Annotated in this window: 10 protein-coding genes; 5 read left to right on the top strand and 5 right to left on the bottom strand. The window is 70.2% G+C overall.

What is annotated here, in order from left to right:
* A partial coding sequence (locus tag E1267_RS40970; protein ID WP_132341267.1) for a spermine/spermidine synthase domain-containing protein occupies positions 1-1,377 on the bottom strand: 1,377 nt, incomplete at its 3' end.
* A gap of 183 nt (positions 1,378-1,560) precedes the next feature.
* On the opposite strand from E1267_RS40970, the gene E1267_RS40965 reads away from it, so the two are divergent.
* Positions 1,561-2,919 carry a S8 family serine peptidase gene (locus E1267_RS40965; RefSeq protein ID WP_132341265.1) on the top strand — a complete coding sequence of 453 codons (1,359 nt, stop codon included), beginning with the start codon at positions 1,561-1,563 and terminating at the stop codon, positions 2,917-2,919.
* A gap of 96 nt (positions 2,920-3,015) precedes the next feature.
* Here E1267_RS40965 and E1267_RS40960 read toward each other — a convergent pair whose 3' ends face one another.
* Complete coding sequence (locus E1267_RS40960) at positions 3,016-3,741, bottom strand: ABC transporter permease (protein WP_132341263.1); 726 nt, start codon at positions 3,739-3,741, stop codon at positions 3,016-3,018.
* Complete coding sequence (locus E1267_RS40955; protein ID WP_132341261.1) at positions 3,741-4,496, bottom strand: ABC transporter ATP-binding protein; 756 nt, start codon at positions 4,494-4,496, stop codon at positions 3,741-3,743. Before E1267_RS40955 ends, E1267_RS40960 begins: the two co-directional genes overlap by 1 nt.
* 66 nt (positions 4,497-4,562) lie before the next feature.
* Between E1267_RS40955 and E1267_RS40950 the strand changes: the two genes are divergently transcribed.
* Positions 4,563-5,195 carry a TetR/AcrR family transcriptional regulator gene (locus tag E1267_RS40950; RefSeq protein ID WP_132341259.1) on the top strand — a complete coding sequence of 211 codons (633 nt, stop codon included), beginning with the start codon at positions 4,563-4,565 and terminating at the stop codon, positions 5,193-5,195.
* On the opposite strand, the gene E1267_RS40945 is transcribed toward E1267_RS40950, so the two are convergent.
* The gene (locus E1267_RS40945; protein ID WP_132341257.1) at positions 5,192-5,506 is read right to left on the bottom strand and encodes a DUF4190 domain-containing protein; all 315 of its coding nucleotides are present in this window, start codon (positions 5,504-5,506) and stop codon (positions 5,192-5,194) included. The two genes, E1267_RS40950 and E1267_RS40945, sit on opposite strands and share 4 nt — an antisense overlap.
* A 115-nt stretch (positions 5,507-5,621) precedes the next feature.
* Here E1267_RS40945 and E1267_RS40940 point away from each other — a divergent pair, with 115 nt between their 5' ends.
* Positions 5,622-6,413: an ion transporter gene (locus E1267_RS40940; protein WP_132341255.1), complete on the top strand. Its 792-nt coding sequence runs from the start codon at positions 5,622-5,624 to the stop codon at positions 6,411-6,413.
* Between the two features lies 1 nt (position 6,414).
* Here the strand turns inward: E1267_RS40940 and rpsD are convergent, their stop codons facing one another.
* Positions 6,415-7,029, bottom strand: a complete 615-nt coding sequence (gene rpsD, locus E1267_RS40935; RefSeq protein ID WP_132341269.1) for a 30S ribosomal protein S4 — start codon at positions 7,027-7,029, stop codon at positions 6,415-6,417.
* Between the two features lie 79 nt (positions 7,030-7,108).
* On the opposite strand from rpsD, the gene E1267_RS40930 reads away from it, so the two are divergent.
* Both E1267_RS40930 and E1267_RS40925 read left to right on the top strand, forming a co-directional pair.
* The gene (locus E1267_RS40930) at positions 7,109-7,810 is read left to right on the top strand and encodes a DUF2470 domain-containing protein (protein ID WP_132341253.1); all 702 of its coding nucleotides are present in this window, start codon (positions 7,109-7,111) and stop codon (positions 7,808-7,810) included.
* A gap of 101 nt (positions 7,811-7,911) precedes the next feature.
* Positions 7,912-8,146: hypothetical protein (locus tag E1267_RS40925; RefSeq protein ID WP_132341251.1), on the top strand; the 235-nt coding region annotated here is incomplete at its 3' end.

The raw sequence follows: 8,146 nt of genomic DNA, 5'->3' as shown, positions 1-8,146 counted from the left end.
GCCGGGGGCGGCTCCGGCCCAGGCGGGGCCGCAGCGCTGGTCGGCCTCGCCGAGTCCGGCGGTGATGACCGCCTGCTGGCCCGCGGTGCTGACGACGTCGACGCACGGCTTGTGGCCGAAGGCGCTCTGCATGGTGGACGCGAGGCGGTCGACGAGCCAGCTCTCGCGGTAGTAGTTGTACATCGAGAACGTGCCGCCGGGCTTCAGGTGCTCCCGGGCGGCCCGCATGGCCTCCTCGGTGAACAGGTAGCTCTCCAGGCGCAGCGAGCTGGCTCCGGAGACGAGGGTGAGGGAGTCGGGCAGCGCGAAGAGGATGAGGTCGTACGTGCGGCCGGTACGTTCCAGGAAGGCACGGCCGTCGGTGATGTGGGTGGTGACGCGCGGGTCCGCATAGGGGCGGTCGGGGTGGACGGAGCCGCCGAGCTCGCGCAGCTTGGGGTCGATCTCGACGGCGTCGACGTGGGTGGCGCCCTTCGACAGCGCGATCGCCACGTCGGTGCCGCTGCCGGCGCCGACGATGAGCACGTCCTTCGGCGGTTTCGTGGTCCGTTCGTACGGCAGGCCGTACTGGCGTTCCCACTGCAGCCGGGCGGTGGCGGGCACGGCCTGCTGGTGCGGGATGCCGTTGACCGCGATGTCGGTGACGGCGACGCCCAGTTGTTCGAGCTGCCTGAACGTCACCTTGTAGTACGGCGACCAGATCGCCCCGGCGGTGAGCGTCTCGGCCAGCAGCAGCCCGACGACGGCCAGTGAGGGCACGGTCACCAGGCCCACGTAGAGGGCGCGCGGCCGGGGCACCAGCAGCAGCGCGTAGCAGACCGCGGCGATCAGTCCCCAGAACACCGGCGGCGCGCTCAGGAAGGACAGCGCGGTGAACGCGACGATGCCGGTGAGGCTGCCGATCAGGTCGTAGCGGTACGCCTCCAGGCGCGGCAGCTCCGGGAAGCATCGGCCGACGAGTTCGGCGGGGCCCATGAGGACCAGCGCCGCGGCGCAGAAGATCACCGGCAGGATCAGCCACGCGGGCGGGCCGCTGGTGGACAGGCTCGTCCAGTACAGGACGCCCTCGGTGTTCCTGTCGACGGTCACCGGGAAGGTCAGCACGACCACGACGAGGACGGCCAGCACGACGGGCGAGTAGTAGGGCTGGCGCCGCGACCGGCCGACGCGCAGGAAGCCGAGCCCGATGCCGAGGAACGACCCGAGCAGCACGAAGTTCGTGAAGTAGCTGAGGTGGACGATGTTGGATCCGGTCCACCTGATCAGCGCCAGCTCGAGGAAGAGCATGAAGGCGCTGGCGAGGATGAGCCTCGGCCGCACCGCCAGCCAGTGAGCCCTCTCCCCGTCGTCGACCGGCTTCTGCGCCTGCAGCGTCATGCTGTCTCACCGTAGTGAAAAGATCGCCGGCGGGGAAGTACGGCGGGCCACGGACAAAAGTCGTCCGCTTCGCGGTGATTAGCGCATTTCCGCAGGTCAAAACCGGTGAGACCCCCTGGACGCGGGCGGGCGGATGCAGGAATGTTGGGACGTTCGCTCCCCCACTCACGTTGGTGGTGACACATGCGGGTCCTGATCCAGCTCCGTCCCTCTCCCGACCTGGTCGCGGCCGTCGCCGACCCCGGCCAGGCCGCCACCACGGCCGACGTCGCCGATGGGCTGCCCGGCGTCGAGCTCGACTCGGCGTTCGTGCCCGTGGCCGTGCCGCGTCCCGTCCCCTCGACCGGCGGCGACCCGCTCTCCCTCAATCAGCCGCTCGACTTCTCGCTGGCCGCCGAGGACGCGTCCGTGCTGGTCCGCGGCACGATCTCGGACGACGAGCTGGCCTCCAGGGTCACGTTGCTGCCCGGCATCAGGCCCGACGTGGTCGGCATCTTCGCCGACCCGGTCATCGGGTCCGCGCCGGTGTGCGGGGGCGATCCGCCCTCCGGCGACTGGCACGACGTCGAACGCCTGCTGCACGTCTCCGGCCTGCACGCCGAGGGGTTCGACGGCGGCGGGGTCGCGCTGGCGGTGCTCGACAACGGCATCAACGCCGCGCACGCGGCCAGGCAGCTCGGCCGGGGCGTCACACTGGACGCCGAACGGTCCTGGAGCCCGCCGGGGGTGTCGGGCACCGCGGGCGAGTTCGAGGTGGACCACGGCACGATGTGCGCGTTCGACGCGCTCATCGCGGCCCCGCACGCGTCGCTCATCGACATCCCGGTGCTGCTGTCCACCCGGCCGGGCGGCTCGGCGATGGACGGCCTGCTGTCGGACGCGGTGTCTGCGTTCGCGCACCTGCGCACCGTGCTCGACGCCCAGCCCGCCGGGTCGAAGGCGCTGGTGGTGAGCAACTCGTGGGGGTCGTTCTCGCCCGAGTGGGACTTCCCCGTCGGGCATCCCGGCAACTACTCCGACAACGCCGCCCACCCGTTCAACCTGATGGTTGCCGGCCTGGACCGGGCGGGCGCGGACGTGCTGTTCGCGGCGGGCAACTGTGGCCGCGAGTGTCCCGACGGCCGGTGCGCGTTCCCCTCCCGGCCCATCGTGGGCGCCAACTCCCATCCGAAGGCCCTGTCGATCGGCGGCATCGACGTCAACGGCGAGCGAGTGGGCTACTCCTCGCAGGGGCCGGGACGGCTGACCGCCCGCAAGCCGGACCTCTGCGCGTACACACATTTCTCCGGGTCGCAGGCCCTGGGCCCCGGCTCGCCCGACTCGGGCACGTCGGCGGCGGCCCCGGTGGCGGCGGGGCTCGTGGCGGCGGTGCGCACGCTGTGGCCGGCGGACAGGTTGTCGCCCGCCCAGTTGCGGGCGCTGCTGCGGCGCACCGCGGAGGACCGCAGCGAGGTGGGCTTCGACTACGGCTACGGCTACGGGATCGTGGATCCGGCGGGGATCATCGCGGCCCTTCAGCGCCGCTCCAGAAGCGCGGCCTGACCGGCGCCCGACCTCCAGGGCGCGGCACACAGGGGCGCGGCCTCACAGGCGCTGGTGTGGCCGGAGTGCCGCCCGCTCCGGCCATGTCGCGTCCGCCTACGCGTTCTCCCGGTTGAACACGCGCGTCCCGATGATGAGGCTGACCACGGCGAGGACGACGGTCACCGCCACGCCGGCGCCGACCGTGCCCGTCAGGTAGTGGCCGTGGAACAGGTCGCGCAGCGCCTCCACCACATACCGGAACGGGCTGAGGTGCGAGAGTGCGTCGAGCCAGCCCGGCGCCATCGACATCGGCAGGAACGAGCCGGACAGCAGGATGAGCGGGATTACGGCGGTGGACATCACCGGCGCGAACAACTGCTCGTTCATCGTCAGGGCGACGGCGTACGACAGGGCGGCCAGGCTCAGCCCGAGCACGACGACCAGCACGAATCCGGTGGCCAGCCCGAGCGCCGGCGCGCGCAGGCCGAAGGCGAAGGCGACCGCCAGGAGCAGCAGCGTCTGCAGGATCAGTGTGACCGCGTTGTTGAGCACGCGCCCGAGCAGCAGGGCCAGCCGGCTGGCCGGGGTGACGCGCATCCGCTCCAGCACGCCCGAACGTTTCTCGAAGACTATGCCGAATCCGGCCAGCCCCATGCTCATCAGCCCGAGCTGGATGATCAGGCCGGGCACGAGCGTCTCCCAGGTGCCGAACGTGGTGAAGATCGGCCCGAACAGCACCAGGAAGAGCAGCGGCTGGATCGCGCCGAAGATGATGCCGACCTTCTGCCGTAGCGTGACGCCCACGCCATGGCGGAACAACACCCAGGTGTCGCGGAGCATCAGGCACCCTTTCCCGTCAGTGCGCTCTCCTCGCGCAGCGACCTGCCGGTGATGTCGAGGAACACGTCGTCGAGCGTGCGGCCGCCGGTCTTGAGCTCGGCAGGGGCGCCCTCGGCCACGATGCGGCCGTGGTCGATGATCAGTAGCCGGTCGCAGAGTGCGTCGGCCTCGTCGAGGTAGTGGGTCGTGAGGAACACCGTCGTGCCCTTCTCCTGGCGCAGCGCGCGGATGTGGTCCCACAGGTTGGCCCGGCTCTGCGGGTCGAGGCCGGTGGTCGGCTCGTCGAGGAAGAGCAGGGCAGGGTCGTGCAGCAGGGCGAACGCGATGTCGAAGCGGCGGCGCCGACCGCCGGACAGCGTGCCGCCGAGGCTGTTCTCCAGCCCGGAGAGGTCCAGTCCGGCCAGCACCTCGCCCGCCCTGGCCGCGGACTCCCGGCGGCTCAGCCCGTAGAGCATGCCCTGGAGTTCGAGCTCTCCCTTGAGCGGCACGGTCGGCAGGATGCCGCCGCCCTGGGAGACGTACCCGATGCGCCTGCGCACCTCCTTCGCGTCGGCGCTCAGGTCATGCCCGGCCACGGTGGCGGTGCCGGACGTGGGGCGCAGCAGGGTGGTCAGCATGCGCATAGTCGTGGTCTTGCCCGCGCCGTTCGGACCGAGGAATCCCACGATCTCGCCGGGCTCCACCGAGATGCCGAGGTCTCTGACGGCCTCCACGCCGCCGTCGAAGGTCTTGCTCAGACCCGAAGTCTTGATCATTTCATCGCCTCCAAGATTGATGTAACCATAAAATTGGTGTCACTGCAAAGTTGATACGATGACGACATGGGTGAAGGGCTGCGGGAGCGGAAGAAGCGCGAGACCAGGGAGCGCATCGCCGACGTCGCGATGGGCCTGTTCATGGCCAGGGGGTTCGACAAGGTGACCGTGGCCGAGGTGGCGCGGGCCGCCGACGTGTCGGTCAACACCGTGTTCAACTACTTCAGCACCAAGGAGGACCTGTTCGCCGACCGGCAGCACCTGGCCGTGGACCACCCCGTGCAGGTGCTGCGGGAGCGCGAGCCCGGCGAGAGCGTGGTACGCGCCTTCCGCCGCGACGTGCTCCACGCCATCGACACCCAGGACTGGCGGTACGGGTTCAACCTGGGCGCCGACGTGTTCGCCAGGATCGTGGACGCCAGCCCGGCGCTGGTCGCCCGGATGCGCGAGGTGCACGAGCAGCGGGAGCAGGCGCTGGCCCTGGCGCTCGCCGACGAACTCGGCGCCGGCCCCGGCGACCTGCGGCCCAGAGTCGTCGCGGCGCACGTGCTCACGACGACACGCCTGCTCACCCACGCGTCGGTGACCAGGAGGATCGCCGGCGAGGAATGGGAGAGCATCGAGCCCGGCCTCAGGGCGCAGGCGGAGCAGCTGTTCGACCTGCTGGAGTCGGGCCTCGGCGGCTACGGCAGGCGTTAACGGCTGCCGTCGAAGCCGCCGAAGACGAGCGCCATCCCGAACGCGAAGACGAGGAACCCGACCGTGATCATCATCAGGACGCTGCTGATGATGCCGCAGATGCGCCCGGCCTGGACCGCGCCGCGGTTCTCGTAGTAGTAGCCACTCTCGTCGATCTCGCGCAGCGCGGTGTTGCCCATCACCCAGGCGAAGGGCCCGAGAATGCTGCAGATCACCAGGCTCAGGATGCCCAGCACGAGGATCGCGGTGCCGTTGGGGTGGGTCTGCGGGGGCGGGCCGTAGTAGCCGGGGCCGTCATTCGGATAGGACATGGCGCCGGCCCCTTCCCCGTCTGGTGTCGTGTGGGTTTATACCACAGTCTTCTCTCTGATCATGGTACGTCATCATGGTAGAGCCACATGATCATCGCCTTAGGAGCCTGCCCCCGTGCGTGAACGCTTGCGCGACATCCTCGCCCACCGGCGCTTCCAGCGGTTCATCATCGCCGTGATCCTGGCCAACGCGGCCGTCCTGGGACTGGAGACCTACCCAGCCGTGGTCGAGCGCCACGGTGACCTGCTCATCCTCGTCGACCATGTCGCGCTCTACATCTTCGTCGTCGAACTGCTGGCCAAGATCTACGTCGAGCGTTCGGCGTTCGTCCGCGACCCGTGGAACATCTTCGACGCGTTGATCGTCACCATCGCGCTGGCCCCGGCGACCGGCGGCCTGTCAGTGCTGCGCTCGCTGCGCATCCTGCGCGCGCTGCGGTTGTTGTCGGTCGTGCCGAGCCTGCGCCGCGTGGTCTCGGCGCTGCTGCGCGCGCTGCCGGGGATGAGCTCGATCGTGGTGCTGCTCTCCCTGGTGCTCTACGTGGCCGCCGTCATGGCCACCAAACTCTACGGGCAGACCGCCCCCGACCGGTTCGGAAGCCTGCCCACCTCGTTGTTCACGCTCTACCAGACGATGACGGGTGACGACTGGGGCAACATCGCCAGGGAGGTGATGGGCCGCCACCCGTCGGCCTGGATCTTCTTCACGATCTTCATCCTGGTGTGCACGTTCGTCGTGCTGAACCTGTTCCTCGCGGTCGTGGTCAGCGCGATGGACGACGAGAACGCCGAGGAACGCGCCGCCAAGGGCCTGGACGCCGCCCACCACACCCAGCGCATCCTCGACGAGCTCTCCGAGCTGCGCAAAGAGGTCGCCGAGCTGCGCGGGCAGCGGACCCTGGGCTGAGCTAGCGGGAGTAGAACTCCACGACGAGCTGTTCGTCCACCGGGACGACGATCTCCTCACGCTCGGGCCTCCGCGTCAGCGTGAAGCGGAGGTCGCCGTGATCGACCGTGAGGTAGGTGGCGATCCGGTCGTCGGCATACACCCTTTCGGCGGCGGCCACGAACGGCTGCAGCCTGCGCGAGCGCTCCCTGACCGTGACGATCTGTCCCGGCTTGAGCAGGTAGCTGGGGATGTCGACCTTGCGGCCGTCCACGGCGATGTGGCCGTGGTTGACGTACTGCCTGGCCGCGTAGATGGACGGCGCCAGCCCGGCGCGCAGCACCAGCGAGGCCAGACGGCACTCCAGCAGCGCCACCAGCTCGGCGCCTGACGCGCCCGGCTTGCGAAGAGCGAGATCCCAGTAGCGGCGCAGCTGCCGCTCGGACACGTCGTAGTACCAGCGCAGCTTCTGCTTCTCCATCAGCCGCAGCCCGTAGTCGCCGGCGTTGCGGCGGTTGGTCTTGCGGCCGTGCTCGCCCGGCGGATAGGGGCGCTGCTCGAAGTAGCGGACGGCTTTCCTGGTCAGCGGGACGCCCGCGCGGCGTGAGAGCCGCACCTTCGGGCCGGTGTAGCGCACGTTCACCTCGATGTGATTAGGTATCCCTTACTTAGGCCAGCCTAACCTAACATATCCTTCGTTCCCCAAGGAGGCGTTCATGCTGCCGATCCCCGAGCGGGTCCGCACCCTGGCCGCGACCGCCGGCGTCGCCAAGCTGTCCGTCAACGGCGCCCCGTCACCCGCGCGCGGCGGGGTCGACGAACGCGGGCGTCCGGTGCTGCTGGTACTGCCCGGGGAGACGCTCCACGGGCTGCGCGAGGACGCCGTCGTGGCCGTGAACCTGACGGCGATGCGGCAGCTCGGCTCCGTCACCCACCCGCGCGGGCTGATCGAGGTGCAGGGGTGGGCGGAGGCCGTACCTGAGGGCGAGGCGCGCTCGTCGGCCGTCGCGGTGGCCACGCACTGCCCGGACGAAAGCCTGTTCAAGGCGCTGGAGCGGTACGGGCAGCCGGACGCGCCCCGGCTGCTGCGGCTGGACGTCGGCCAGGTCGTCTACCTGACCGGGCAGGAGTCGGGGACGCTCGACGCCGACGACTACCTGGGCGCGGCGCCCGACCCGCTCGCCGAGACGGCCGAGCGGGTGCTCGCCCACGTCAATGCCTCGCACCGGCCGCAGCTCACGGCCGGGGTGTCCAGGCAGCTGGGCGAGCGGGCGGGTGAGGTGTGGTTGTGGGAGCTGGACCGGTTCGGCGCGACCGTACGGGCGGACGACTCGCTGGTGCGTTTCCCGTGGCCGAGCCCCGCGCGTTCCGGGCTCTGCCTGGAGACGGCGCTACGCGGCCTGCTGTGCGCGTGCTGAGCCTCGCCACCGGGCACCATGATCGCCCGGCTTTCCTGGATTTTGGGTGATTTACCAGCACTTTGCCCGAGCGGTCCGGACACGTCTCTAGCATGTGAGGGATGACTGGACCGCGCCGTGGACCTGCGCCCGCCGCGCCCGCCGACGAAGGCGGGTGGCGCGGGCCCGCGTTGATGGTCACCGGTGTCCTGCTCGGCGTGCTCATGCTGGTGGCAGCCGCCATCCTGGTGGTACGGACGCCGTACCACGCCGACCAGGAGCTCCTCCACTGGCCCGCCGTCTCCGACCGTGTGCCGGGCGAGGTCGGTCCCTTCCCCGCCACCACGGAACCCCCCG

Source organism: Nonomuraea longispora, assembly GCF_004348345.1.
Lineage (GTDB): Bacteria > Actinomycetota > Actinomycetes > Streptosporangiales > Streptosporangiaceae > Nonomuraea > Nonomuraea longispora.
Note: the sequence above shows the minus strand (reverse complement) of the source record. Positions and strands in the feature narration are given on the sequence as shown.

Excerpts from the sequence above, each read along its gene's own strand:
- E1267_RS40950 (WP_132341259.1), top strand. The coding sequence starts at position 4,563 with ATGGGTGAAGGGCTGCGGGAGCGGAAGAAGCGCGAGACCAGGGAGCGC.
- E1267_RS40955 (WP_132341261.1), bottom strand. The coding sequence starts at position 4,496 with ATGATCAAGACTTCGGGTCTGAGCAAGACCTTCGACGGCGGCGTGGAG.
- E1267_RS40960 (WP_132341263.1), bottom strand. The coding sequence starts at position 3,741 with ATGCTCCGCGACACCTGGGTGTTGTTCCGCCATGGCGTGGGCGTCACG.
- E1267_RS40930 (WP_132341253.1), top strand. The coding sequence starts at position 7,109 with ATGCTGCCGATCCCCGAGCGGGTCCGCACCCTGGCCGCGACCGCCGGC.
- E1267_RS40945 (WP_132341257.1), bottom strand. The coding sequence starts at position 5,506 with ATGTCCTATCCGAATGACGGCCCCGGCTACTACGGCCCGCCCCCGCAG.
- E1267_RS40965 (WP_132341265.1), top strand. The coding sequence starts at position 1,561 with ATGCGGGTCCTGATCCAGCTCCGTCCCTCTCCCGACCTGGTCGCGGCC.